Source organism: Polaromonas sp. (genome assembly GCF_012927485.1).
Taxonomy (GTDB): Bacteria; Pseudomonadota; Gammaproteobacteria; order Burkholderiales; family Burkholderiaceae_C; genus Polaromonas.
Genome location: NZ_JABBPC010000012.1, coordinates 94,864 through 120,787, shown reverse-complemented (window position 1 = coordinate 120,787; position 25,924 = coordinate 94,864). Strand labels below are relative to the sequence as shown.

Below are 25,924 nucleotides of genomic sequence, written 5' to 3'. Positions count from 1 at the left end.
GCAGTCGCATGTTTTAATTAATGGGCTCTAATTTTTTTAACGGGGAATTTATGAAAAAGCTATTCGGTATCTTGACTGCCCTAGTGGCACTCTCTGCAGTTGCGGAAGACCGCATGCCGCCAATCCCACTTGACAAAATGACACCCGATCAACGAGGCCCGGCTGAAGAAATTATTAAAGGCCCGCGGGGTGCTCTATACGGTCCGTTTTTGCCGTTGATTCGAAGCCCGGAGCTGATGGATCGTTCGTCAAAAATGGGCGAATATCTGCGCTACCATAGCGCAATCGGCAACCGGCTCAGTGAGCTCGTCATTTTGATTGTTGCGCGTCAATGGTCGCAGCAAGTAGAGTGGTATCTGCACGAGTCCATTGCGTTGAAAGTGGGTATCAAACCGGACGTTGTCAAAGCCATCTCTGAAGGTCGCCGGCCTGACGATCTGACAGCTGACGAACAGATCGTTTACGCTTTTTCAAGCGAGATGAACGTCAATCATTCCGTGTCTGATACCACCTATGCGCTGGCAAAAAAGCGCTTTGGGGAGAAAGGAGTAGTAGATATGCTTGGTCTCAATGGCTACTACACCTATCTGGCAATCATCATGAATGGAACTCAAACAGAAAATCCAGACAACGCCAAACCCCTCAAAGCATTGATTCGGTAGAAACGCCTGCAACTTGAATCGCTATAGCGAATTAAGCGACTGATCAGCCGCTTAAAACTCGGAAAATCAAGGGAAGCTGATCTCATTTAAATGATGACTACCTACCTCCACTTTGGCACATCTCAACGTTGTTCAGGCTGGGGCGTACATCCTATTGCCCGCTCTGCTAGCTGGCTCGCAAAGCTAGACTAGACCTCTTCGGTTTGGCGCAATCCCTTGATGGCGTTTGTCGCCTTGAGCCACAAGGACAGAGTCCTGCGAGGATCCTCGTGGGGAGTCGCCACCTTGAGCAAAAAGGACGGCAGGTTGGTTGAATGCACGACCGGTAAGCGGGGCAGTTGCATCATGTCTTCGTTTAAATGACAGCGGGAACGCCGTGAGTTGGTCGCAGTTTGATAACCTGCCTCTTGCGCGATGTCCCTATGCTGCGACTCGTATCCGCCGTAGGGATAGCAGAAATGATGGACGGGCGCGTCGGTTGCCTCCTCCAGGTCAGATTTGCACAGTGCAATCTCTTCAAGGCTGCGGTCAACATCAATATTCTTAAGTCGCACATGATGCCGAGTGTGTGCGCCCACGTCCTGGCCTGCTGCCACCCATTGACGCAGTTGCGGGGCATCCATCAAAAGAGTTTGCGGTATGCCGGCCTCGCGGTCCCACGCGTTGGTCTTGCCGATCAGTTGGCTGACGACATAACAAGTGGACGAAAATCCATTGCGTTCTAAAACCGGCAGCGCATGAGTGAGGTTGTTGAGATAGCCATCGTCCAGCGTGATGCCGACCACGCGCCCTTGTTTTTCTCCCCGAAGATACGGCTGCAACGCCGTCATCGACAAACCCCGGTAGCCCATGTAGCGCAAAAAAGTCATCTGTCGCGAAAACTCAGTTGGAGGCACATACAAGCTGCGGTAGAGACCCGCTTCGGGGGGCGCTACGGCAATCTGGTGATACATCAGAATGGGAATCGGTCGACGGTTGGCTGTCACGTTAGGCGCCATAAGTTTAGAGTCGTTTTAGGTTGTACTTGGGGTTCATTTCACAGCAAAGTCCGTCCTGTTTTGGCCCCATAGTCGAGCCGGTTTGCAGGGGAAATAGGGCTTGCTAACTTTTCAATCGGATGAAGCCCTTTCACATTGGGCAACACCACTGCACTGCACTGCATTCCTTTCTTTACGGTTAAATTCCGTATTCATCAAACGTTTGGGCGGGGGCACTCTACTTCTACTTCTCTCTGGCTGCCCCGAAAATAAATCGATAGTAAGGAGGCCGGGCCCTCAGGCCAATGGGTGACTACCCTACTTTTGCGTGGGTCGGGATGCGCTACTCGCTTGTCCCGTCTATTAACTTGAGAAAAAGTTGGCGGTCATGTAGAGCGTTGACCGATCCTGCGGTACCTAACTGGCATGACACGGTGGATGCCGCGTCGAAGTCGGAGTCGGAGTGGTGTTTCAAAAAACTCCGGACCTTTTACGTAGAACGCTCGAGTGCTTTTGTGCTGGCCCCCATCGCTACCTATGAGTCATCAGATCTAGCCCATCTTCGAGACTCTTTTTTTCAGGTGTTCCTGGACGGTGTCAATGACGAACCGTTGACTCTCCGAGTCGGAAAAAGTGTGGTCGGATTCCTCAACCAGAACCATACGAAAATTGGGATTGCCCTGCATGCGACTACCCAACCTTCCAAACTGGAACTCAACGTAGTCACGCCCATCGTCGTCAGCAGACATGATCAGCACCGTATCCGTGCCGCGGGCACTCAAATTCTTGACTTTATCCAGCACGCCTTCTTCAGCCGGAGTGCGATGGAGGAAACGGTTGAATGCGCGTGCCAACCGGGCCTTGAAAACCGTTCTTAGACGCCTTGCGATGCCGTTCACATCAACTTCACCGCGTAGGATTCGTCGGTAGAGATCCGGACGCAACAGTGCGCGTCGGTAAAAATCAGAGGACTTGTAATACATCTGCATGGAACTTTGCCATGTGCCGCCCGCCTTCCCATCATGCCATTCCAGCAGCCGGGAATTCATCAGGATTTGTCCGGTGACCCGTGGGTCGACAAGTGCCGTCTGGAACGCAACATAGGAGCCAGAGCAGATGCCCATGAGGTAAAACTTCTTGCAGCCTTGGGCCACCAGGCTGTCGATTGCCGCCTGAACATCTGCAATCGAGTCTTTTGAATAGATCCCTCCGCTCGAGAGGCCTGCCCGGGGGCGACTGTCTCCTATACCGGCCAGGTCGAAGCGAAACGTACGATACCCCGACGCAGCCAATGAGCGTGCCGTCTTGACGTACATTCTGTTGGGTCCGATGTGATGATTCCTGCCGACGTTCAGCATCAAAATGGCCGTTTCCAGGCGGCTGTCGGAAGACTTTAGTTCGGCCGACTCGGACAATATCCCAAACAGTGATCGGTCGAGGCCAAACAGCTGAGGTGTCTCGCGGATGCCGTCGACCAGGTAGTCGATCGGGCCGGGGGCCGCTGTGCTGGTTGCCTCTTGCAAGGTGTCCGGCAGCGGGTGCACTGCAGACAGCCAGTCCGTGATCAAATTAAGAGTCGCAGGCTCGGGTACCGCCTCATGAGGCTCGGTCATCATTCCAGAGTAGCCACGCATCACAGCGTAGCTGGTGTCCATCCCTATCTCGCGGTACTTCGCGGGCAACGGCCCCTCCCCGGGCATATCGTCGCGGCCGAGAATCAACACGCGTTGCGCTAGCGGCCTATCCAAACATTGACAGTCCAGAGCTTGGAGGTCTTGAAGCGTTTGGGCGGTGTAAAGATAGCCAAGCGCCTCAATATCGCCTGGCGCCGCAGGCCGAGCCGACATAGGGCGATTTCCGCTGGCGGCGCGTAATTCCCGCGCAAAAGAACGGCCCGTAATGCAGGGCGCCCACATCACCAGGCTTTCGATTCCGCCGAGCTGCGACGCGGCGTGCGCTGCAAGCGTCGCACCCAGGCGTACACCGAACAAGGCGACGTGTGAAACATCGCCTAGCCGCTTCAATTCATTGATGGCTGACGTGATGCTGTCCATCCAGGCGCGCACGCGATCAGGATCGGCATCTCCTCCGGAAGAGTCACCGGTTCCGTGATAGTCGAATCGAACGACCGCAAACCCGGCCTCCGCCAGAGCATCCGCCAGCTGGGTATAAGTTTGGTGCGCGCAAATAGCTTCATAGCCAATCGGAGAACACAAGACGACGCCAACTTTTCGTGCCGGGAGTCGTGCCGGATGAAACCATCCAAAACACCACGCTCCTGCGGCCATGAACGCAATCGGTACTGCGCCTGTGGCAACCTCGGGGGCGGAAAAAGCGGTCATTTGGTCTTTTCCCGATGCGGATCACCAATCGCTGATGCTGCGAAGTCAACACGCGCACTTTTGATCGAGTTGATCGCATGAACAGAGCCCATCAACGGACCAGACCCCGCCCCCCGAAGTGTGACCCGAGCCTCCGAGTTGGGTGGCAAATGAAAATAGTCATCGTCCGCATGAAATCCCGGTACGGCAAAGTGAACGCCCTGCGCGAAACGCTTGGTATGAACGGTCAGCTCGGCGGTTTGAGCGTCTACCATGGTGGCCCGTGCCGTCAACCCGATATCAATTTCTGATCGAACGCCGAGACCCCCGGGAAAATGAAATGCCTGAGCCAGTTGATTTCCCAATTGGTCTCGAAGCGTCAGCACGACGGCGTCACACGTCATGGGTCCGAATTTGTACGCATACGTCAGATCCATGAACTGCCCGAGCAACTCCACGCCCGCAAAGCTCTGGGCACTTCGCGCAGGCAGCGTCAGGAGTTTTCTCCCGCTCGCAACCAAAACATCACCCTCCCGCCAGGCAGTGAGTTCAAGTTCAAGTGGTCGGTCTTCATTACGCTCGTTGATGACATGCGCGAACAACCCGTTAACGCCTTCGTCGGACAGGAGCACCGTAAGCGGTTGTAGTGCTCGTTTGAGGTAGTGATAACAGGCCTTTGGCACACCGGAGTCATCGATCAATCCCCAGCCGGCCCCGGCCCACAGATCGCGTAAAAATAGCACCATTGCGCCTCCGCAAGGTGAAGCCGGGCGCCTCCATTCGGCAAAGCTGGCCGCCATCACTTCGCCTGTCGCCATGCGGCCCAATGTAAGGTAATGGTCGTGATCCGTGTAGCGCAGTTTTTGCGGATCGGTGTGGAACAGCGTTCCCAGGTAGTGGTCGCGCACATCGTCAAAGTCCCAGCCTGCGCCAAGGTCACGCGGAGAGCGGGCTTTCCACTCCGGGTGATGCACCCGGATGGCCAACCCCCCGGGCATCCGGCCAATGGTCGCGGCAGCGGGAATGTTGGCAAACGCCAGGCATTCGGTTGCGAACTTCACGTCTGCCCGCCTCGCATCGTCCAGCGGACGAAGGTAGGCACCGACGCCGTAGTAGGAGCTTGTGCCGGTGCTTGCCTGGTGCGGGAACGATCCGCCGTGCGCACTGGAAGGCCAGTACGGCGTGCCCGGTGCATGATCCGCACAGAGTTGGGCCAAGGTGTCTTCAAACAGCGCCGGTTGCCAGAGCTCGCGTGGCGCTCCCCACATAGCGGCCTGCTGCTCCACTTCGCTGTTACCGCAAAGCAATGCCAGGCAGGCGGTTGCCTGAAGGCCCCGGAGCTGCTGGCTTACTTCAAGCACCACGGACGCCATGAATTCCGAGTCGTCGCCGGGATAATCCATGTTGGCAAACATAAGGTCCTGCCAGACAAGCATGCCCTGTTCGTCGCAGGCATCAAAAAAATGGTGTTCTTCGTAGACCATGGTTCCGGCTACGCGCAGCATGTTCATGCCAGCCGATCGCGCCTGTGCGACAGCCGCTTGGGACGCTTCGGGACAAGCGCGCAAAGTGACCGGATCCAGAGGGGTCCAGCAGGCGCCGCGGCAAAAAATAGACACGCCGTTGACGTTCAACGAGAAATTTCCGTTAGCGGTATCCAGCGTGATCGTGCGAAATCCCACTCGGCCAATTGCAATGACAGTTTCATCCAGGATACCCGCAATGCGGATTCTCAAGGAAGCCGAGTACAGCGAGGGTTCCCCGTGGGTGTGGGGCCACCACAAGTCGACGTTGCCTAGCTGCAGTTGTCCTGCAAAGAAAATCGTACCAACTCTGCCCGAAAGGCGCTGCACATCGACACGTCCGCAGCGCTCGAGTTGCAGCGTAACGGCGTCGATAGTCTGGCCACCTAGAGGTTCACACGCCAAACGGCACTTGACCGTCCCGGTCGTGTCATCGACGCTGACTTCGACACAAAGATCCTTGATGTGAAACTGTCTGCGCTGCTCCAGCCAGATGTCTTTCCACGGTCCCACCACAGCAGCAGGGGGCGACCAACCCGGAGTGCGCCCCAGCAATGTCGTGCGAAACCAGCGCAATTGCTGATGCGCAACCATCGGAGCGCGCCACCGCGGTCTTTTGCGCGGCATGGCCAGTTTCGCGTCGAGCGCTCTAAAGCAAATCAACAGCTCGTTGTCGTTGTCCTTGAGGACGCTGCTGACGTCGCATTCGTGCTCCACGAACATATTGGTACTGGCCAGCAGCAGCTTTCCGTTTAACCAGACCTGTGCAATCGTCGCCAACCCGTCAAACCCCAGGACAGCTGGTTCTGCAAAATTCCTGGGGGAGGCGTCAAATGTCAATTTGTACCACCAGTCCTGGGCATCAAAGCGTCGGGCAGGTTCGTCGAGCGACCATTCCTTCAGTTCACGCAAGGCGGCTGCGGCCGGCATCAGCTGTCGTATGCGGGTCCAGCAAGATCCCTCAGGCGGAGTGCATTGCCCGGCATCTCCTGGAGGCGTAGCGCAGATAAGCCAGTTCACCAGCAGCAGCTCTCGCATGTGGTGGCGCGTCCTTGGCTTACTCATGTCTACGCTCAGGTGGTAGCCAGCTGGTTCAAGGCATGGTGTATGGATTCAATGCTGCCGAAAACGCTGCGTTTCAGGAGATGGTCTGGAAACTCCACGTCAAAAGCCCCTTCGAGTGCCAACATGACATTGACGCTCGCATGGGAGGTCATTCCCGATTGGTAAAGGTCCGTGGAAACGTCCAGCGAACTCACTTCCCGATTCAGACGACCATGGGCCAGTAACACGCTGCGGATTTGGGCTTCAACCTGTTCTAAATTTCTCATAGTGAATGCCGGTCATAAAGAGAGTTGTTAACTTCAGGTTGTGAACAGCGCAGTGCCACCACGGCGCCTGCGTAATCACCGTCGTGGCTCAAACTCAACGAGATGTCGGCAACGCCCATACTTTTCGCCAACTCCGCAACGCGGCCGTGCAAGGCAACTTCGCAGTTTCCGTCCGGTAACTTCAGCACCTCAATTTCACGCCAGCCGATTCCCGCTTCGCTGAGCTTGAGAGCCTTGATGACAGCCTCTTTGGCAGCAAATCGAGTTGCCAATCGTTCCTCGCACAATCCACTTCCGCTGTGCGCGTAATTGAGCTCATTCTTGGTAAATAACTTGCGCTTGAAAACGTCGCCGAAATGGTGGATCGAGTTTGCTAGCTCGCTAATTTTTACCAAGTCGAAACCCATGCGAAATCCCGGTAAGAGGCTTGCACAAATATTTTCATTAGGTGTTAATCTGAACATCAGGATTTTGCTTTCATGCTACGCACCTTGAGGGTTTATCTGTACACGCTATCGCTTGGCAAACGGATAATAGGCTGTAACTGGTTACGGGAAATGTAAGACAAGATCCCTTTTTTTTGAGCGGCAGTAGCCGGGCTTTCAAGCCCAATCTGAAATCGAATGTTTGACATTGGCATCTATCAATATGAGTCTTCAATCAACACAGGTTAATCAAAGTTTTGGGTTCTTGCTCGAAGCAACGCGTCGGGTCGGCGCAGACGTAGCGGCGCTACACGCTGCCGACGTAGACAAAAAAGGCCGCTTTCCGGCGGAAACCCTGGAGGCCCTGCGCGAGGCGGGCGTTCTGTCTGCCGCCGTACCCCGCGACTTTGGAGGTGCCGGATGCACGCTGTTGGAGTTGGCCCAGCTGTGCTCGACGTTGTCTCAATCCTGCGGCTCCAGCGGCATGGTGCTTGCCATGCACTACATTCAGCTGGGCTGCATTGCTCGCCACGGGTTGAACAGCGATTTCTTCCAGGGCTACTTGCGCGATGTTGTGAAGCACCAGTATTTATTGGCATCGATGACTTCCGAGGTGGGCACCTATGGAGATACCCGCTCAAGTATCTGTGCCGTTGAGCGCCAAGGTGGGCGGTTTGTCTTGAACAAGGACGCGACTACTGGTTCCTATTGCGCTTATGCAGACGCTATTTTGGTAACTTGTCGCCGCGAGGCGAGTGCGCCCGCCAGCGACCAGGTGCTGGTACTTGTCAGACGTGAAGACTGCACGCTCACTCAGACGACCAGCTGGGACACGATGGGTTTGCGCGGCACTTGCAGCCCGGGATTCCGGCTCGAATCTTCGGGTTCCGATCATCAGATTGTTCCCGGTTCGTATGCGGACAGTTCTGCCCAAACCATGGTGCCTTATTCCCATATCCTGTGGGGTGCGCTTTGGTGGGGAATTGCAGCCGACGCTGTTGGGAAGTCGGCCAATTTTGTACGCGGTCAGGCCCGACAGACACCCGGCACGGTGCCTCCCACGGCCTCCCGTTTGGCAGAGGTGTCCATGCAGCTGCAAACGATGAAGCAGAACTGGCAGTGTGCCGCTCAGGCGTTCGATGCCATTGCCCCGGACGCCGCAGCTCAGGAAGAGTTGTCGAGTATGGGTTGGGCGCTGCGACTCAACAATTTAAAAATATCGTGTTCGGAAGCGGCTCCACAGATCGTGCACCGCGCCTTGCAGATCGTGGGCATTCTGGGCTACAAAAACGACAGTCCCTTCAGCCTGGGCCGGCAATACCGTGATGCGCTGTCGGCATCGCTGATGATTTCAAATGATCGAATCTTCGCCAAAAACGCGTCCATGCTGCTCGTCTTCAAGGATGCGCCTTGACAGTTTCATACGATAGCGAGAGTTTCTATAGTGGCTTGGTCGAGCATGGCTTGATCATCCCCGGCGAGGTGAAGGGCGCGTACGGAAGAAGCCGCGTGTTTGAAGATATTTTGCAGCGTTTCAATGATCTGGTCAGCCGCACAGCCGAACCTGATAATGCCGAAGAAATGACGTTCCCCCCTATCCTGCCGCGCGCGCTGGTGGAAAAAGTGGGCTACATGGACAACTTCCCGCAATTGGCGGGTTCGGTACACAGCTTTTCCGGTAACGACGCCAAGGCGCGGGAATTGTCCGCCCGCATTCACGGGGGTGAACGCTGGGAAGCGCTGTTGAATCCAACTGAAGTCATGTTGACGCCGGCTGCCTGCTATCCGGTCTATCCAACTTTCAGCGGTTTGTTGCCCAACGGCGGACGACTCGTTACGGTGCTCGGTTGGGTCTATCGCCACGAGCCATCCGACGAGCCGACTCGCCTGCAGTCCTTCCGCATGCGCGAGTTCATCCGGGTGGGCAAGCCGGACGTCGTTGTGGCTTGGCGCGACGCCTGGCTGCAGCGCGGCCTTGACTTGTTGCGCGGTCTTGGTTTGCCGGCAGAAAGCGACGTGGCCTCCGATCCGTTTTTTGGCCGGGTCGGGAAGATGATGGCTGCCAACCAGATGGACCAGCGCTTGAAGTTTGAAATTCTGGTGCCGGTGATTTCCCTTGAAAAACCGACTGCGATCTGTTCATTCAACTGGCACCAGGACCATTTCAGCGCCAAGTTCGGCATTCGCAACGCGGACGAATCAGTCGCCCACACGGCCTGTTTGGGCTTTGGCCTTGAACGCGTTACGTTGGCGTTAATCAAGGCGCATGGCTTTAACCCTGAAACCTGGCCCGATGCTGTTCGAGCACAACTCTGGACATGAGCTCCATGGAGGTGTTGCCGGATCTGAGCCCGGGTACTTACCGGCGCCACCTGGTGCATGGCGAAGCGATGGTTTGGGTCGAAAAGAACTGTTACGTCGATCTATGGATAGAGCTGCTGCACACGCTCAGGCTTGAACCGCTAGCCTTGCTCCCTTTCACGCTCGCGGTGGATTTTGAGGGTGATCAGTGGACTTTTTTCAAGCCATCCCTGGAAGAATTGCGTGACCTGTACGGCATCGATGTTCAGGAGTTGACGGTCTGGCGCCCCTTGATTGAGCATGCGGTCGAGCATTTGAGTGCCGGTAAACTTATCAATACCGAAGTTGATGCATTCTGGCTACCTGATACGGCGGGCACCGACTATCGCATCAAGCACTCCAAGACGTCCATTTTGTTGGCAAATCTGGATCGGGAACCACGACGGCTTGGCTATTTTCACAACGCAGGTTATTTTGAGCTCTGCGGCGAAGACTTCTCCCAATTGTTCCGCCTGGAGGCGCCCGCCGACCCTGAATTCCTCCCACTTTTTGCGGAGATTATTCGCATCGACCGAGTAGTCAGGCGGCCACAGGACGAATTAGCGGCTTCTTCCTTTGAGTTACTCCGGCGGCACTTTGACCGGCGGCCTCTGAGCAACCCTTTCCGCCGGTTTGGACGCCGTTTTGCAGAGGATATTCTTGAATTGCAGGCAAAGGGCTTGCCGCACTACCATGCCTGGGCCTTTGCCTCGGTTCGGCAGGCGGGGGCGGCTTTTGAACTCGCTGCCGCCAACCTCCGTTGGCAGGCCGGGTTTGACCATCCGGGCCTGGTTGCCGTTGCCGATTGCTTCGATGCCATTTCCCAAAGCAACAAGGCGCTCATTCTCAAAGGCGCCAGAGCGGTTAATTCCGGCCGGCCACTCGACGCTACCCTGATAGTTTCCGAGATGGCACAGGCTTGGGACCGCGGCATGGCGTTATTGTCTGAATGCCTGTCCCGGCGAGGTTAACCTCTATTGGGTTTATTTCAGGGTGAGGCCAGCGGTAGTTCCTAAAAACTGTTCCAGCACCGCTAGCTCGTCCGCGCTGGGTTTCCCTTTGCCGGTGATGACTGCATAAATAGACCCTCTGAAGCCATCGCGCGGGTAATAACTGCGGTAACCCCAACCGATCAGCATTTGATTGCAGGCGCTGGGCGCGAAAGTTGCGCTACTCTTCGCGACCACGGCAGAATTGACCCGCAGCGTTTGCGCGCCTGGCACCGACGTGAACGCAAGCACTGAGGGGGTACGAATCGGCAGTCTGGTTGGGCTGGTCAGTTGCACGGTCTTCCCCTTTGCATCGACCCAGCTGGCTTGGGGCTGGCTGTTGGTGAAACCGAGTTCAGAGGTGTACAGCTGCTCTGCCTGTGAGGCTTGGAACACCACGCCCGTGTTGTTCGCGGAAGGAACGCTCACGGCAGCGATGGCGAAGTGCGCGTCTTCAAGGTTGTAGGGCACCCGGTTGGTCGGGTTGGGCTCGGTGCCAGCTGCCGGGGTGGACTTCTTGCACCAGAATCCGAACGTGTTATCAAGCGTATGGTCCGAATTCTTTTTGCCATTCGTCACGCGCATGACCGGCATCGCCATCGTGCCCATGGCAGCACTGTCTTTGTTGGTCCAGTTGACCATCTCCATGGCGTTGCCCGGGCTGGAGCCATAGCCCGAATCGCTGATCGCACGGACCACTTGACCGGCCGCAGCAGGCGCGCCCTGCATGAAGTCGGTGTAGCCGTCGGCCAGCTCCCATTTGCAGGCACTGTATTTAGCGATGATCGCCAGCGCCGCGTCAGGTACGCTGGTGGCGGCGTAGGCCACCGGGTCGCTGAGCGAGAAGATTTTGCGCGGCGGCGGGACCTGGCCTGCCAATTGGCCATCGCTGGCGTAGCTCAGTGTGGCGACGCGGTTGAACGCAGACGTGTAGGTATAAGTGTCCTTCCCGTTGGGACCGGCCGGGATGGTAAGCGATGACTTGCTCAGCGTACCGCCGTTGTTCGATGCGACCGTCAGGGTGACCGGTGCAGCCAAGTTACCGCGGGCGTACACCGTGATCGTGACGGGCGTGCCGGCAGGCGCGTAACCCGGGCCGTCGTCGAACAGCGTCGCATGCGCTCTGCCCGCAGAAGTCTCGAGCACGCCGGAGACCAAAGGCTCCAGCGTCTTGTTCTGGTGCCAGCCCGGTGCATGGTTGATGGCGTAGTTGCGGATAGGCCAGTGACTGCCCCCCATCCAGCTATAGATCTCGCAGCCGACGCTGTGGGCATAGGTGACGGCCTTTTTGAACATCTCTTGCCAGCGCGGGTCGTCGATCGGCATCCCCACCTCGGTCAACGCCAGTTTGACGCCTTTGGCTTTGGCCCAGTCGGTAGCAAGCTTGATACGGTCCAGTCCCGTGGACGGCCCAATAGCACCCGAGCCGAAACCGGCGCTGAAGTTCTTGGCCACCTCGGTGTCATAGTCAAAGGCAGCGCCGTTGCTGAACGCGTCCAGGTACATATGGACCTCATAGATCAGGTGGGCGCCCGAAAGCGGGAAGCCCGGGTTTTGCGTGCTAATCGCCATCGCCGAATCCCAGCCGTTGCCGGCTACATAGATCGGGGTGCTTGCGTCCACTGCGCGAATGGCCTTGATCGCCCCTTGAGCAAAGGTCGGCCAGATCGTCAAGTCTTCCCCTCCGTTCGAGGCAATGACGCTACCGGGTTGCGGCAGGTCATGGGGCTCATTCATCAGGCCATAACCGCCCAGGCCAGGGTGACTCTGCCATTTCGTTGCCACACGGGTCCAAAAATCCCTGAAGTTGGACTGCTTGAGCGTCGCGCCCGCAGCCAATGCAAAAATCCGAACTTGGACCTGCTTGTTATCGGTGGTGTACGGCCGGCGCAATGGGTCTGCGGGTGCTGTCAGGCCAATAACCGAACCATCAGCCTGAAAGGTGAAGTCCTGATAGCGGCAGTAGTTGTGGCAGTCAATGATGCACTTGGTCCCGGCGGCGGCGTGGGCGTCGAGCACTCCGGTGATGTAGGACTCGTAGCCCGCATGGAATACGCCCGGGTTGCCGATCATCGATTTGGCCGCTGCATTGGCGAGCGTATCGTGCAGCATCGGCTGCAAAAGCTCCCATTGAATGGGTAAACGGTTTTTGCCATAGCCGCAGGCCGCCAGATAAGCAACGTCCGCTTTGCGTGGCACGGTGAAATCAAGGTTGGGCATAGTGCTCATGCCAAATCGCAGTCCGGGCGCGGCCCACTCCATACCGGACAGGTTGGTGCCCATCGCGGTCGCTCCGGCCCTGGCGGAGGAATTTGAGCCTGGAAGTTGCTGTGGCGTGCAGCCGCTTTTTGGCACAAAAACCAGCCCACCGAGAGCCACCGCAGCTTGAGAAAATTTACGTCTATGCATGGAGGGCATTCCTGATTATTTAGAGTGACAGGCAGATCTTGAATCTACCGTGGGTTGACGTGAAAAGGTGTCCCCGCTCTTGCCTTGCCTCAAGGGTATTGCAGGAAGCACGTGTTGACAAACTGACTGCCGACAGGTCTTTGAGTGTGCAGTGCAATAAGGCCCCTGGATCATGCGGCCTTCTGGCCATGCTTTCATGCACGCCGTCCGCTCATCGATCGCCCGCCCGCCTTGTTGCGACTTGTATTGGCCAATGCCAGTGCAGTGTTCTCCATGGCCAAGAATGCACTTTACGCAAACGACATTAGCAACCTGGCGGTGCGCTTGAATTATGGTAACAAACGGCGACGGGCCGTTGGTTCAACCTTTTGCAACGGCTGCGGCATCCCCTGCAGATCTGGTTGTTGATGCTGAAAATTCGACCGCAAGGTGAGATCTGACGCGCGCACTGGAGGTTGCCTACGTGCGGATGATCTATTTTCCTACGTCAAATGTGCGGCCAATCCAATTGCCGCGCGTGGCGGTATGTTGGATTCTTAGTTAGCACTTGAGGCGACAACGCAACGCAGTGCCACCAACAAAAAACAACCAGGGAATTGGAGGGAAACATGAACTTTCACGCGCTATCTCTCGGCGAAGAACGCAATCGTTTCTTGCCGGTGATCGAGCAGGGCTTGGCGCTCGAACGGCACGTCGATCTGCTGCACTGGCTGCAGGGTGACGTGCAGCACCATCTGCCCCACGATATCTTGCTGGCAGGTTGGGGTGATTTCCGCGAGGGGCCTATCGCGCACGACCTCCTCTCCAAATTGCCTGGCGTGCGCTCTTACGCTGCAGGTACCGAAAGCCTGGCGTTTCTGTTGCGAAAATTTCATACGCTTTGGGTAGGCGCGCAGCGGCAACCTTGTCGACTCAACTTTCGAGAGTCTGAATATTTGCGCGGCAGTTCTCGCCCGGAGGCATCGTTTCGCAGTGCATTGCAAAATATGCGCACCGTATTGGTTCACGGCCTCAGAGACGAGAGAAGTGGCCATGAATGCCTCTACGTCGTGATGAGCGCCGCTGAGATTCCCGCTGAACCGGCGGGGACCGCGATGAAGGTGCTGATTCCCTTCGTTGATTCCGCGTTACGGCGCATTACGCAGCTACCGCAACAACACACGCAGACTTCGTTGTCCTTACAAACTGCGCATGAAGAACTCTTGGGCCTGAGTGAGCGCGAAGTCCAGGTCATGGCCTGGGTGGCGATGGGAAAAACGAATTCTGAAATCGGGGATATTTTGAATATCAGCGGGTGTACTGTGAAAAATCACATGCAGCGCATTTTTCGCAAATTGAACGTGTTCAATCGCGCGCAGGCGGTTTCTAAAGTTACTCGGGTGACACCGTATGGCTGAAGCCAACCACGTCAAAGCGACTTCTGCATGGCCCAACCGCGCTGATTCCGGCTCCGTGGAGCTTGGCCGAAGCCAGCTTTTTAGCGTTTTGGGATCGGCGCTTGATCCTATGGTGTTTGTCCTTTCTCTTTGGGCGCTGGCATTCCGCTTTGAAGGTTCGGTACGCCCTGCCTATTTGATTCTCTCCGTGATGGTGTTTTCCCTGACTTTCCCAGGTACGTCCAAGCTCCTGGTTCCGGTGTGGAAAATGATGCTCAACATCGCATTTCAATGGTTATGGGTTGCGGGCCTGTTGCTGCTAATGGGTTTCGCGACGGAATATATCTACAAATTTCCGATGGCGGTAGTGGGCACCTGGTTGTGGGTTGCACCACTCGCCCAAGTGGGGGCTCATTTGGCGCTTCGAGCCGCAGCGCCCCAGTTGTTGAAGTTGCAGGGCCCCCTGCGCAGGGGCGTCATTGTCGGCATGAACGACCAGGGGGTTTGTCTCGCCAGGAACATCGCGGGCTCGGCCTACTCGGGTATTGAACTGTTGGGGTTTTTTGATGACCGCAGCGAAGAGCGCAGGGTGAGGCAGGATGAGTACAAGCTGGTGGGAAAAATAGAAGGGCTGTCAGATTACGTCAAAAAGAACCGGGTCCAATTCATCTATTTATCCCTACCCATGGCTTCTCGACCCCGTATTTTGGAGATCCTGGACGGTCTGAAAGACACCACGGCCTCGATCTATTTTGTTCCGGATATGTTTGTCACCGATCTGATTCAGGGGCGCAGTGATTCGGTCTGCGGCGTCACTGTGATATCAGTTTGCGATACGCCATTTCGGGGTTTCAATGGGGCGTTAAAGTGGGTCAGCGACATGCTGCTGGCCCTGCTCATCCTGGTGTTGATTTCTCCCATCCTGCTTGTGTTGGGGCTATTGGTAAAGCTCGACTCTCCAGGGCCGATTATTTTTAAGCAGCGGCGCTACGGTCTGGATGGCGAGCAGATACTGGTTTATAAATTCCGCTCCATGGCCGTGACCGAAGACGGCGGCACGATTCAACAGGCACGAAAAAATGACTTGCGGGTTACCCGGCTCGGCGCCTTTCTGCGCAAGACGTCGCTGGATGAGTTACCCCAGTTTATTAATGTATTGCAGGGTCGGATGAGCATCGTCGGCCCTCGTCCGCATGCGGTGGCGCACAACGAAACCTATCGCGCACTCATCAAGGGCTACATGGTTCGCCACAAAGTCCGTCCGGGCATCACTGGTTGGGCTCAGGTTAACGGACAACGTGGCGAAACCGATACGCTGGACAAGATGCAATCACGGATTGATTTCGATCTGGCTTACCTGCGAAATTGGTCGTTGGCTCTGGACCTTTTGATCATCGTGAGGACCGTTCGCCTGGTATTTAAAGACAGTTCGGCGTATTAAAAGTTCAATACAAATAAGAACTATTGATATAGTTATATTCATGAACTTAAAAACCTACTCTCTTGTTCCCTCTGGTCTTGCTCAACCGGGAGGGGCGTGCGATGACACCACGATATGCCGTAGTCGGCGAATTAACTTATCGTTGTTGTCTTCCCGCACCCTGATTCAACTTCCGCTTGCCATGTTGGGGCTCCTTGCCCTGGCCGCGCAGGCAGACGAACTTGATACGCTCCAATTTCAAGCGAGTGAAAGCGTGCAGCATGACAGCAACGTATATCGATTGTCCGACTCAGCCGATGCCCAGGCGCTGATTGGCACGCCGACCCGCTCCGACACCATTGCAGTGACCACGGTGGGCTTGAAGTTGAACAAGCCTTATAGCTTGCAGCGCTTCGAGTTGGCGGTCAACGCCGAGGACCATCGGTACCGGCGGTTTTCCAATTTGAATTTCACAGCGGTTAATTACGCCGCCGCGTGGCGATGGAGCTTTACGCCCGCACTGCACGGTAATCTAACGACTGACCGACAGGAAACTGTCGATAACTACGCGGATGTCCAAAACACGGGCGCGCTCAATCGTCGAACCAGTCGCTCTACGGTGCTCGATGCAGAGTACGAGCTAGGCGGTGCATGGCGCTTGGTAGGCGGCGTATTCCGGCGCAGCAATACCAATAGTCAACCGTTCACTTTTGAAGGTGACTCCAAGGTGGTCGGTGCGGAAGCCGGTGTGCGTTACGTTTTTCCGTCGGACACCTCAGTGGCTTATCGCTTCAGGAACGGCTCTGGTGAGAACGCCGGCCTCCCCCCTTCGTCGGGGTTCGCAGGCAACTTCAAGGACAAGGAGCATGAGTTCAGGCTCGACTGGGCACCCACCGGAAAGACCACGGTTCAGGCCCGGATGTCGCAATTTGACCGGACCTACGACGGATTTTCCGCGCGGAATTTCTCGGGCGTCATCGGCGAACTGAACGGCTCCTGGGCGGTCACTGGGAAAACTTCCATAACGGGAGGCCTGGCGAGGGATTTGGGTAGTTATCAGACCTCGACGGATAGTTACTACCAAGGCTATCGACTCTTTGTCGCGCCGACCTGGAAAGCCACGGAAAAAATTGCACTACGGGCTCGATATGACCACGGTGTCCGGGATTACAAAGGTCCTCTTGCTGGGTTTGCCAGCAGTGGCCGCCAAGACACCACCGATCTGGCCACCCTGGCGCTCGACTGGCAACCGCTCCGCGCACTGAAGTTGACTGCGTCGATTCAGCGCGACAAGCGCCAGTCCAATCTGCCTGGTTTCGACTATGTGAGCAACTCGGTCGGGCTGACCGCTTTGGCAAGTTTCTGAGGCCGCCATGACCATCCCGTTTCTCCCCAGGTTTACTTTCGGCCAACTCTTCAAAAATCCACCCCTTCTAAAGGTGCCAAGATGAAACTCCTCGCTCGCTGCTTCGCCACGACATTTCTTTTCCTTCTCACCGCGACTGCATTTGCGCAGACGGTTTCGTCGCCTCAACCCTCAGCCGCGGCTTCAGTGCCACGCAACCAGGACTACCGACTCGGCGCAGGAGACGCCATCGGTGTGCAGGTCTACCAGAGTCCGGATCTTTCGGTCGATGCCCGCGTTTCTGAAAGCGGAGTGATCAGTTACCCTCTGGTGGGCAGCGTGCAGGTGGGCGGCCTGACGATCTCCGAGGCCGAGAAAAAAATTGGTGACGCGTTGCGAACGGGGGGGTTTATAAAGATGCCCCAAGTCAACATCGTTCTGCGGCAAGTACGCGGCAACCAGGTGGCTGTATTGGGGCAGGTCAGCCGGCCTGGGCGATTCCCGCTTGAAACCTTCAACACCCGTGTCAGCGATATGCTTGCGGCCGCCGGCGGCGCCACGGCAACCGGGGATGATGTGCTCATCGTTACCGGGGAGCGTGAAGGTAAGCCGTTCCGCAAAGTGATTGATATTCCAGGGCTTTTCTTGAACGCGAAATCAGAGGATGACATCCTCCTGGCCGGCGGAGACACGCTCTTTGTCAACAAGGCACCGATGTTTTATATCTATGGCGAGGCCCAGCGTCCCGGTCCCTACCGCATTGAGCGCGGTATGACGGTGATGCAGGCGCTGGCGCAGGGTGGTGGGCCGACGGTGCGCGGAAGCCAGAACCGCCTTATCCTGAACCGCCGCGATGCCACCGGGAATGTCGTTGAAACAGTACCCAAGCTCACAGATCCGGTGCGAGCCGAAGATGTGCTGTATGTCCGTGAAAGCCTCTTTTAAGTAGCCGCCATGACACTCCATCAATTCCTGCTAATTCTGAAAGCCCGCTACCGCGTGGCCGTTTCAATCTTTGTTGTCGCGATCTTGTCCGCACTGGCAGTCAGCTTGCTGTTGCCGAAAAAATACATTGCACAAACCGCCGTATTGGTCGACATGCACTCGCCTGATCCGGTGGCCGCCGCGCTGTCCGGTCCGACTGCGCCAAGCTACATGGCGACTCAGGTGGACATTATCAGCGGCGACCGGGTTGCACAGCGCGTCGTGAAAGTGCTGAAACTGGACCAGGACCCGCTTACTAAAACGAGATGGCTTGAGGCGACGAATGGCCGGGGCAGTATGGACGTCTGGCTGGCGGAATCGTTGCAGAAGAAACTGGATGTGCGGCCTGCCCGAGAAAGCAACGTCATTAACATTGCGTACAAGGACACTGACCCGGAGTCGGCGGCGACGATAGTTAATGCCTTCGCCCAAGCCTATCTGGATATTAATCTGGCATTGAAAACCGAGCCTGCTCGCCTCTACGCAGAATGGTTTGACGGGCAAACCAAAAGTTTACGCGCCAAACTTGAAGAGGCGCAGTCCCGTTTGTCAGACTACCAGCAAAAAGCCGGCATCGTCACCGCGGATGAACGCTTGGACTACGAAACTGCGAAACTGGGACAAATCTCGTCGCAGCTCACAACGGTGCAGGGGGAAGGCACAGACAGCCAAAGCAAGCGCAATGGCCGCGGCGACACGGTTGCTGAAGTCATGCAAAGCCCGTTGATCAATGGGCTGAAAGCCGATATTGCGCGGCAGGAGGCCAAAGTACAGGAGACGAGCGTGAATCTCGGTGAGAATCATCCGCTGCGCAAGCGGGCTGAGTCGGAACTGGCATCCCTCAAGAAACAACTGGGCAGCGAAACAGCGCGTATCACCGCCTCGATCGATACGGCCTATCGCGTGAGCAAAGACCGCGAACGCGAATTGCAGGGGGCAGTCGGTGCGCAGAAAACGCGGCTTCTTATGCTCAACAAGCAGCGTGACGAACTCAATGTGTATCGTCGCGATGTCGAGTCGGCTCAGCGTGCTTACGAAGCGGTCAGCCAGAGTGCTTCACAGACACGTCTCCAGAGCCTGACCAACCAGACCAATGTGGTGCGCCTCAACACCGCGACGGCGCCGCTCGATCCGTCAAGCCCGAAAATAATGCTCAACCTGCTGATCGCTGCTTTTGGTGGGACGTTGCTGGGCGTGGCCTGCGCATTGATGCTGGAACTGGCAAACCGTCGGGTACGGTCCGCTGCAGACTTGGTGCAGATGCTTGATCTGCCCGTTTTGGCCAGCCTCGCCTCAAGCTCGGGGCCGCGAGGCAGTCTCCCAGGTTCGCGCCGACTGGCGCTTGGCAACTGAAAGCTGATATGAACAAAAATAGTACTCAGATTATCAGATCGGTTCCCCTGACCGTGCGTAGCAGGCCAGCGACTGGTGCAACCCGGTCCATGGGTGCGATTCTGATAGATGCGGGACGGCTCTCGGCTGCCGATGCAGAGCGAATTTTGCAGTTTCAGCGGGAACGCGGCGCGCGTTTTGGTGATTCCGGCATGGCGTTGGGTCTGCTGACTGACGACGATATTCGATTTGCATTGTCGGTTCAGTTCGACTACCCGTATCTTGGTCGCGACAGCAACTTGAGCCGCGAGCTGGTGGCAGCGTACCAGCCGGGCAGTCGTCCTGTCGAGCAGCTCCGCGCGTTGCGCAGCCAACTGATGCTGCGCTGGTTCGACAGCGGGGCCGACCGAAAGGAGCTGGCCATTGTCAGTGCGGGTCCCAAAGAAGGTCGCAGTTATATTGCCGCGAACTTGGCAATCGTGTTCTCGCAGCTTTGCGAGCGCACTTTGTTGATCGACGCGGATATGCGGTCTCCGCGTCAGCACCAGCTCTTCAATCTTGGCAAGAACGTCGGCCTTTCAGACATGCTCGCCGGTCGTGCCGGACCAGAAGCGGTCGTCGGTATTGCGGCGCTGCAGGACCTGTCCGTATTGCCTGCTGGCGCCATCCCGCCGAATCCGCAGGAGCTGCTCGGCCGTCCGACCTTCTCCGCATTGTTAAAGTCGCTCGGCGAGGAATTCGACATCATTATTATTGACACGCCGGCCGCCAGCGAATGCGCTGATGCGCATACGGTAGCGGTTCGTGCAGGCGCCGCGCTGGTGGTCGCTCGGCAAAATACGAGCTCCCTGCGGCAAATGTCCCAGTTCACCCAGGGCTTGCGTGAATTTGGCGTGACCTTGGTGGGTTCGGTACTCAACGATGCCTAGTGCGCCGGCGCCTCAGTCCGTTGCCCTCGCCAAACCACTCGTCAAGCGCGTCAGCTTTCAGAACGTCACTCGCGACGGCGCCGACTCGGCAGTGCCAAATCCGGTGCCAGTCGTGCGGTGCGTTGGCGCAATTGGTGGTCATGCCAGTCAACGCAAATTTGGCGCTGGATTCCTGCGCTGTCGACGGCGACGGCAAGCGCCTTTCTCGGCTGGGTTCTGCACCGAGCCCGGACCGATTCACGTCTTCCCGGCGCAGCTCCCGGGGTTCTTTGTGCCATGAGTGCGTACCCGGCACCCTGCCTGGACTGGCGGCAACGGTGGTTGCAGCTGGTAGACAAGATAGAGCGAGTCCAAACCGTTGCCGACGAGCAGCAGTTACTGGTGCACCTCGCGTGCCCTGACAGGCCTTTTGTGCTGGCTTTTGCCAATGCGCATGCGATGAATTCCCTTGCAGAATCCACCCCTTTTTTTGATGCCTTGCGCTCGGCTGATATGGTGCTTAGAGACGGCTCGGGAATGGAAATTCTTTTCAAACTGCTGAAGATGCCGCCGGGAATTAATCTCAACGGTACCGACCTGATACCGAAGTTGCTCCGCCAGTTCAACGGCCGGCGCATAGCGCTTTTCGGAACTCGTGACCCCTATTTGCAGAGGGGCTTGCAAGTCGTTGTGCAGGATTTTGCACCCCGGAGTGCGTATGTCAGCGCGCATGGCTATCTCGATGTGGCCGCTTATATCGCTCTGGCATCCAAGCATCAGCCCGCGCTCATTGTGCTTGGCATGGGAATGCCGCGGCAGGAGGAAGTGGCGGCCGCGTTGCGAACCGTGTTAATTCTTCCGTGTCTCATCATTTGCGGCGGTGCCATCATCGATTTTCTGGGCGGAAAAACGCCGCGAGCTCCCGTGTGGATGCGTCACATCGGCCTGGAGTGGGTATTTCGGTTGGCGCTGGAACCGCGTCGGCTTTTCCAACGTTACGTGGTGGGCAACCCGCTGTTTTTAATGCGGGCGCTGCGGCTGGCGTCGGTGAGCCGCCGTTGACAGCTACCTGAAAATGGATCCCCACCGCCTGCGTTCATCACAGCGCTGAATTTCATTCGGTCGGTGGCGCTAGGTCAGGGAAGTCGTAACGATTTTCGACGTCGGGTGTGCAGTTGCTTTTGACGATTTTGCCCGGGTTTCCCAGCACCATGCAGTACGGCGGAACACTTTCGCAGACATAGGCGCCACCAACGATACGGCTGCCTTTACCGATAGTGACGCCCCCCACCACGATCGCATGAGGCCCGATCCACACGTCGTCCTCGATCACCGGATACCTTGAGAACCGGCGCCCTTCGTCGTCAATATGGTCGCTTTGCCCCAGCGTGACCCCATGGAAAATGGTCACGTTGCCGCCTATTCGGACTTTGGCGCCGACTACGATTCCTCGACCATGCGTCAAGGCCAGTCCGGGTGCGATCGAAGTTCGCCAGGGAAGCTCAATTCCCCCCCATTGGCTGGCCAGCCGGTGCAGCACTTTGGCAGGCGTTAGAAGAAGCCAGCGCAAGGCCGGGAGGCTGTGTTGTGCGGCTTGGCACCAGCGCATGGTGACGACTACGCGAAACGCGCCGTTCACTGCGATTCCCTTGGCGACCAGCCACCAGCTGAAGCGCCCGAATTGACGGTAGGTGTCGGCTTTTAATGCGTGCATTCACCCTCGCCACACACCTGTTCGTGTGGCGCCTTTTTTTCGCAAAACCAGGCGGCGGAGCTCTTCAGGCCGACTGTATACGGCGTCCAGCCAAGACCGAGTTGTTGCGTCGCTGACATCGAATCAAGAAAAATAGCTTGCTTCCACAAGCGAAGCAGCCCCGGGGGCATCGGCTCCGGCAATCTGGCCTGTTGATTTCCCAGATACTTGAAGGCACGTTGCGCCACTTTAAGGGGTGGACCGGCGAGCCAGGCGTCGAGCTGGAGTTGACGCGGGCCTATGCGCCGCACCGGCGTGGCCTTGATCTCGAGAGCGAGGTCTACGAAGTAATCGTTCCAACGCGGACTGTCGGGCGCCGCCAAGTTGAAGACTGGGAATTTGTCGGGCAGAACCGGAATCTTTAGCGCGGCCACAGCGGCCTGACAAACATCGTTGATGTGAACCAGGTTGGACCAGCCATCGCCGGCCAAACCCAGATCACCAAGACGTCCCGCTTGCAGCCATCTGGCGACCCGTTCAACCCATAGGTGACTACCGGGCCCAAATACGCAGCCAGGCCGTAATACCACCGCTTCTCCCCCTTGACGGACGAAGTTGCCAATATGGATTTCGGCTTCGCATTTAGCCTGGCCGTACCATCCAAGGTCGGGTTTGAGGAGTGCGTCTTCGTGGACGATGCCCTCTGCGGAACCGTAGACGGCCATGGTGCTCAAATGAATAATACGCCGGCATTGTGCCGCCAACGCAGCCTGTACCAAGCCACGTGCGCCTTCGGAAATCGATCGTGCATCGCCCGCGACACAATTGACGACGGCGTCAAAACCTTTCAGTGCACTGGTCAGCGCCATGACATCCCGGGTATCGACCTGAATCCAGTTTGCGTTCGCGCTGGTGTCTTGCTCGCGTTTTCTCGAGGCGCCCAAAGGCAAGGCCCAAGAGGTGCTTCTCAAGGTGTTCAACAACCTTTTCCCGATGTGACCGGAGGCTCCCAATACGAGTACTTTCATGCACTTTCTCCGAGTGACGCAGCCGCCTGACTGGTGCCGAGTCGCCGTGCCAAATGACTACCCAGCCTGAGGGACATTGCAATGAGCGTCAGGGTTGGATTGGCTTGACTCGACGTGGGAAATACGGCGCTGCCTGCTATAAATAGATTGGGCACTGAATGCACCTGGCAGTCTGCATTGACGACGCTGGTACGGACATCCCGGCCCATGCGGGCAGTGCCGATGTGGTGGCCACCGTACGCACCGAAACGCATGAGGTCCTCCTCAAGGGTGTCCCGGTTGTAGTCAAGGTGGGCTGTACCGCTTAGCTCAAACTCGGTGGCTAGCAGCTCCAGCGTGCGCTGCACCGAATCGATATCAGCGCTGCTGTAGCGCCAGTCGACCCGCAGCTTGGGCATGCCGAGAACGTCGACTTTGTCGGTAAGCGTGACGCGACTGCTGGCGAGAGGCCGCTGCTCGCCATGCACTTCCAGGCTGAAGCGATTGGTGCGGTTGCGCAAAATGACGGAAGGGAATTTGCGCTCGGCGAAAGTGCGGTGGCTTAGCCAGTGAGCCAGAAAAGCGGTCGTGTCGAGCGAGTCGGTGGCGAGATTGAGAAGATGGCGGCCATAGGTCCCGAGCGTGGTGGCATGGCCATCGTTAAGACGTTTGCTGTACTCGTAGCTGATCAGTTTTCGCGCCAGGAACAGACCCGACAACACCCCGTTACGGTGCGCCGGATCGGTGATACGCGGAAAGTGCAGGCGCGCCACTGCGTTGGCCAGCCCCAGGCGTCGCTGCTCGCTGGCAGTAGCCGATAGTCGCCGGCGACAGTAAATGCCCTCCGGGGCTACTTCGTAACCGTGCCGTACGGAATTTGTAGGCCCGTGGACCGTCAGCGTGCCGACGTTCCCGGCAATGTGGCACATGTAGTAGCGTCCGACCACGTCGTGGGAGTTTCCCACTCCGGCAGGCGTCACGTTGCGCGAAGCGAGCAGCAAGCGGGCGGTTTCGAGGCCGCCGGTAGCGAGTACCGCCGCCCGGGGCGTCACTGAAAACCGGATCCCTTGCAACGTAGTCACCTCCAGCGAGCTCACCGCCCGGCCGTCGGGTTGGAGCTGGACAGCGGTGCAGTTGGCGCCGAGCAAGACCTTGACATCGGGCGCCAGTTGTAGCCGCTTGGCGTAGCGGCTCCCAAAGTGGGTGGGGCACGAAAAGCGTTCCAGCCCATTGGTGCTTACGCGCATGCTTTTGAAGCCGCGAATCATGGGCCCGACCTGCGGATCGAGCGCATCGTCCGCGTCATAGCTGAAACGCCCGGCTTCTGCCAACGCGTTGGCTTGGGGGTAGTAGGGAAGCAGATCTGCATAAGAAATCGGCCATCCGCTGTCCGGAACCTGGCTTCGCGTTTCAAAATCAATCGGATCCAGCGGCATGCAACGACCGCCCCAAATCGCCGTGGACCCGCCCAGGCGCCGCTGCCGATATTTATCAGGCGGGCTGTGTAGGCGCTCGTCGGCGACTTCGCCCTCATACAGCGACTGTGTTTTTTCATCCGCCTCCAGCTGTCCCGACTCCAACAGAATGACCGAAAAACCACGTTCTGAAAGAGCCAGCGTCAGGGCGATTCCCGCAGGGCCACCTCCCACCACGCAGACATCGGCTTTCAGCTGGACTCCGTTTGGGAGGCTGTTAGCGTCGGCAATCATGGCGAGCCTTCCTGCGTGGCAACGCTGCCCACCGATGGGTGGCCTGAAATTCCGAAATGCCGCTGGTGGATTCTGGCAACGCTGGCGAAAAACCGGGTCAATGAAAAGTGCTGCTCGTAAAGTGCACGCCCATTGCGCTCAAGGAGCTCTCTAAAACCGGGTTGCTGCAGCACCCGCTGCAAGCCGGCGGCGATTCCGGCCACATCGCCTGGTGCGACAAAGCAGGCGTTGACGCCGTCGGTCAGCACGGAAGGTATTTCGCCGACCGGGCTGCAAACCACCGCTACCCCATTGGCCAAAGCTTCCAAAATGACCAGGGGCAGGCCTTCGTCGTACGAGGGAAGCACCAGCACATCGGCACGCGCCATCAAACGGGCAACTTGTTGTTGATCCGACCAACCTTCAAAGCGCACAAAACCCTCCACGCCCAACTGTCGTGCTTTCGCGCGATAGGCTTCCAGATCTCCTCCGCCGGCGAGGGACACCTCCAGGCGGAACCGATCAAATCCTGGCAAGGCCAAGGCCTGCAAAAGATCAGACACACCTTTGCGCTCGGATAGGTTACCCAGGAAAAGCACCCGCTGCACGGCGTTAGTGACCACTTTGCGCCGCGCATGGGTGGGTTCAGGAACGCCGTTGATGACGATCTCGACGCGACTTGCCGGTACCCGCAGATCCTCCGTGACGAAGCGCCGAGCGGCGGTCCCCAGCACCACGCAGCTGGCGGGTAGGGAAAATACCCAGCGTGTCAGGGCTTGCAGCGGTCGGGGCAGCGTGTGGTAGAAATGGTGGAGTTGGGCCGCATGCAGATGCAGCACCACTGGCACGCCTAGCGCTCGGCTCGTGATCACCACGGCAGCCTTTCGAAACAGACTCAAGCGCTCGGCCATATTCACGTGTACGCCGGCAAGTCGGCCGTTCAGTCGACCGCGCACCAGCCCGGCCAACGCGGTGGTAAGCACCCAAAACGAGTAAAGCGCATTGGCACCGCCGCGAGTATCGAGCGGTCGCAACTCGGCCGCCTCGACTGGCGTGGAGAAAGCCTGCGCCTGGATGAGGTAGTCGGCCACCTTGAACATGCCGCCGCCTTTGGGCGTCCACGGGCATGCAATAAGGATGTAGCGGCCCTTGCGCTCGCGCGCAGCGCTACGTGGCATCGTTTGACTTGGCATG

General features: G+C 57.5%; 21 protein-coding genes. 11 read left to right on the top strand and 10 right to left on the bottom strand.

The annotated features are described in order from the left end of the window. Positions 1-50 precede the first annotated feature (50 nt). Entirely contained in the window at positions 51-662 is a 612-nt protein-coding gene (locus HHJ16_RS04615; protein WP_293641109.1) for a carboxymuconolactone decarboxylase family protein, read from the top strand. 188 nt (positions 663-850) lie between these two features. Here the strand turns inward: HHJ16_RS04615 and HHJ16_RS04610 are convergent, their stop codons facing one another. The 5 genes from HHJ16_RS04610 to HHJ16_RS04590 form a co-directional block, all read right to left on the bottom strand. Next, entirely contained in the window at positions 851-1,660 is an 810-nt protein-coding gene (locus HHJ16_RS04610; protein WP_293641107.1) for a polysaccharide deacetylase family protein, read from the bottom strand. Positions 1,661-2,190: 530 nt separating this feature from the next. Beyond that, positions 2,191-3,981, bottom strand: a complete 1,791-nt coding sequence (locus HHJ16_RS04605; RefSeq protein ID WP_293641106.1) for an alpha/beta fold hydrolase — start codon at positions 3,979-3,981, stop codon at positions 2,191-2,193. After that, entirely contained in the window at positions 3,978-6,548 is a 2,571-nt protein-coding gene (locus HHJ16_RS04600) for a glycoside hydrolase family 2 protein (RefSeq protein ID WP_293641105.1), read from the bottom strand. The genes HHJ16_RS04605 and HHJ16_RS04600 overlap by 4 nt, the downstream gene beginning before the upstream one ends. Before the next feature lie 8 nt (positions 6,549-6,556). Further along, positions 6,557-6,814: an acyl carrier protein gene (locus tag HHJ16_RS04595; RefSeq protein ID WP_293641103.1), complete on the bottom strand. Its 258-nt coding sequence runs from the start codon at positions 6,812-6,814 to the stop codon at positions 6,557-6,559. After that, positions 6,811-7,221, bottom strand: a complete 411-nt coding sequence (locus HHJ16_RS04590) for a holo-ACP synthase (protein ID WP_293641101.1) — start codon at positions 7,219-7,221, stop codon at positions 6,811-6,813. Before HHJ16_RS04590 ends, HHJ16_RS04595 begins: the two co-directional genes overlap by 4 nt. A gap of 241 nt (positions 7,222-7,462) precedes the next feature. Between HHJ16_RS04590 and HHJ16_RS04585 the strand changes: the two genes are divergently transcribed. Genes HHJ16_RS04585 through HHJ16_RS04575 form a run of 3 tightly spaced genes read left to right on the top strand, consistent with a single transcriptional unit; the run spans position 7,463 to position 10,550 of the window. Next, on the top strand, positions 7,463-8,653 hold the full coding sequence (locus HHJ16_RS04585) for an acyl-CoA dehydrogenase family protein (protein ID WP_293641099.1): 1,191 nt from the start codon (positions 7,463-7,465) through the stop codon (positions 8,651-8,653). Further along, positions 8,650-9,561 (top strand): amino acid--[acyl-carrier-protein] ligase, encoded by a 912-nt coding sequence (locus HHJ16_RS04580; protein ID WP_293641097.1) that lies wholly within the window; start codon positions 8,650-8,652, stop codon positions 9,559-9,561. Before HHJ16_RS04585 ends, HHJ16_RS04580 begins: the two co-directional genes overlap by 4 nt. Continuing rightward, positions 9,558-10,550, top strand: coding sequence for a DUF1839 family protein (locus tag HHJ16_RS04575; RefSeq protein WP_293641096.1), 993 nt, complete (start codon positions 9,558-9,560; stop codon positions 10,548-10,550). The genes HHJ16_RS04580 and HHJ16_RS04575 overlap by 4 nt, the downstream gene beginning before the upstream one ends. 12 nt (positions 10,551-10,562) lie before the next feature. Here HHJ16_RS04575 and HHJ16_RS04570 read toward each other — a convergent pair whose 3' ends face one another. After that, the gene (locus HHJ16_RS04570; protein WP_293641095.1) at positions 10,563-12,977 is read right to left on the bottom strand and encodes a cellulase family glycosylhydrolase; all 2,415 of its coding nucleotides are present in this window, start codon (positions 12,975-12,977) and stop codon (positions 10,563-10,565) included. A 608-nt stretch (positions 12,978-13,585) separates the two neighbouring features. Between HHJ16_RS04570 and epsA the strand changes: the two genes are divergently transcribed. The 7 genes from epsA (at position 13,586) to HHJ16_RS04535 (ending at position 21,404) form a co-directional block, all read left to right on the top strand. After that, complete coding sequence (gene epsA / locus HHJ16_RS04565; protein WP_293641094.1) at positions 13,586-14,374, top strand: XrtB/PEP-CTERM-associated transcriptional regulator EpsA; 789 nt, start codon at positions 13,586-13,588, stop codon at positions 14,372-14,374. Then, the gene (locus HHJ16_RS04560; RefSeq protein WP_293641092.1) at positions 14,367-15,794 is read left to right on the top strand and encodes an undecaprenyl-phosphate glucose phosphotransferase; all 1,428 of its coding nucleotides are present in this window, start codon (positions 14,367-14,369) and stop codon (positions 15,792-15,794) included. The genes epsA and HHJ16_RS04560 overlap by 8 nt, the downstream gene beginning before the upstream one ends. A 40-nt stretch (positions 15,795-15,834) precedes the next feature. Continuing rightward, positions 15,835-17,139 (top strand): XrtB/PEP-CTERM-associated polysaccharide biosynthesis outer membrane protein EpsL, encoded by a 1,305-nt coding sequence (gene epsL, locus HHJ16_RS04555; protein WP_293641090.1) that lies wholly within the window; start codon positions 15,835-15,837, stop codon positions 17,137-17,139. A gap of 81 nt (positions 17,140-17,220) precedes the next feature. Continuing rightward, on the top strand, positions 17,221-18,063 hold the full coding sequence (gene epsE, locus HHJ16_RS04550) for a polysaccharide export protein EpsE (RefSeq protein WP_293641088.1): 843 nt from the start codon (positions 17,221-17,223) through the stop codon (positions 18,061-18,063). 9 nt (positions 18,064-18,072) lie between these two features. Next, positions 18,073-19,455, top strand: coding sequence for a chain length determinant protein EpsF (gene epsF, locus HHJ16_RS04545; protein ID WP_293641086.1), 1,383 nt, complete (start codon positions 18,073-18,075; stop codon positions 19,453-19,455). An 8-nt stretch (positions 19,456-19,463) separates the two neighbouring features. Then, positions 19,464-20,363: a chain length determinant protein tyrosine kinase EpsG gene (gene epsG, locus HHJ16_RS04540; RefSeq protein WP_293641084.1), complete on the top strand. Its 900-nt coding sequence runs from the start codon at positions 19,464-19,466 to the stop codon at positions 20,361-20,363. Positions 20,364-20,639: 276 nt separating this feature from the next. Further along, the gene (locus HHJ16_RS04535; RefSeq protein ID WP_293641082.1) at positions 20,640-21,404 is read left to right on the top strand and encodes a WecB/TagA/CpsF family glycosyltransferase; all 765 of its coding nucleotides are present in this window, start codon (positions 20,640-20,642) and stop codon (positions 21,402-21,404) included. 52 nt (positions 21,405-21,456) lie between these two features. On the opposite strand, the gene HHJ16_RS04530 is transcribed toward HHJ16_RS04535, so the two are convergent. The 4 genes from HHJ16_RS04530 to HHJ16_RS04515 are packed head-to-tail and all read right to left on the bottom strand — an operon-like array spanning position 21,457 to position 25,923. After that, positions 21,457-22,056 carry a serine acetyltransferase gene (locus HHJ16_RS04530; protein WP_293641080.1) on the bottom strand — a complete coding sequence of 200 codons (600 nt, stop codon included), beginning with the start codon at positions 22,054-22,056 and terminating at the stop codon, positions 21,457-21,459. Then, positions 22,044-23,063 (bottom strand): NAD(P)-dependent oxidoreductase, encoded by a 1,020-nt coding sequence (locus HHJ16_RS04525; RefSeq protein ID WP_293641079.1) that lies wholly within the window; start codon positions 23,061-23,063, stop codon positions 22,044-22,046. Before HHJ16_RS04525 ends, HHJ16_RS04530 begins: the two co-directional genes overlap by 13 nt. Beyond that, positions 23,060-24,751 (bottom strand): GMC family oxidoreductase, encoded by a 1,692-nt coding sequence (locus tag HHJ16_RS04520; RefSeq protein ID WP_293641077.1) that lies wholly within the window; start codon positions 24,749-24,751, stop codon positions 23,060-23,062. Before HHJ16_RS04520 ends, HHJ16_RS04525 begins: the two co-directional genes overlap by 4 nt. After that, positions 24,748-25,923 (bottom strand): glycosyltransferase family 4 protein, encoded by a 1,176-nt coding sequence (locus HHJ16_RS04515; protein ID WP_293641075.1) that lies wholly within the window; start codon positions 25,921-25,923, stop codon positions 24,748-24,750. Before HHJ16_RS04515 ends, HHJ16_RS04520 begins: the two co-directional genes overlap by 4 nt. Position 25,924 lies beyond the last annotated feature (1 nt).